Source organism: Metapseudomonas phytobenefica, from assembly GCF_043392685.1.
In the GTDB taxonomy this organism is placed as follows: Bacteria; Pseudomonadota; Gammaproteobacteria; order Pseudomonadales; family Pseudomonadaceae; genus Metapseudomonas.
Genome location: NZ_JBHZGM010000102.1, coordinates 1 through 518, shown reverse-complemented (window position 1 = coordinate 518; position 518 = coordinate 1). Strand labels below are relative to the sequence as shown.

Genomic DNA, 518 nt, shown 5'->3' with positions numbered 1-518 from the left:
TCCACCGACTACATGAAGCTGTTCGCCGACCAGATCCGCCAGTGGGTTCCGAGCAAGGAATACAAGGTGCTGGGCACCGACGGCTTCGGTCGCAGCGACAGCCGCAAGAAGCTACGTCACTTCTTCGAAGTGGACCGTTACTGGGTAGCCCTGGCCGCCCTGGAAGCCCTGGCCGACCGCGGCGAGATCGAACCCAAGGTCGTGGCCGAGGCCATCGCCAAGTTCGGCATCGATCCTGAAAAACGCAACCCGCTGGACTGCTGAGGAGACGCATTGTGAGTGAACTGATTCGCGTACCCGACATCGGCAGCGGCGAAGGTGAAGTGATCGAGCTGTTCGTCAAGGTTGGCGACCGCATCGAAGCCGAACAGAGCCTGCTGACCCTGGAATCGGACAAGGCCAGCATGGAAATCCCGGCTCCCAAGGCCGGCGTGATCAAGAGCCTGAAGGTCAAGCTGGGCGACCGCCTCAAGGAAGGCGACGAACTGCTGGAACTGGAAATCGAGGGTGCCGCTGCC

The 518-nt window shown here is 61.4% G+C and carries 2 protein-coding genes; both read left to right on the top strand.

What is annotated here, in order from left to right:
* Positions 1–264 (top strand): hypothetical protein (locus ACFW0B_RS25945; RefSeq protein ID WP_449151819.1); only part of this gene is annotated, 264 nt, incomplete at its 5' end.
* A gap of 11 nt (positions 265–275) precedes the next feature.
* Positions 276–518, top strand: a 243-nt coding sequence (locus ACFW0B_RS25940) for a biotin/lipoyl-containing protein (protein WP_449151818.1), incomplete at its 3' end; no start/stop codon positions are given.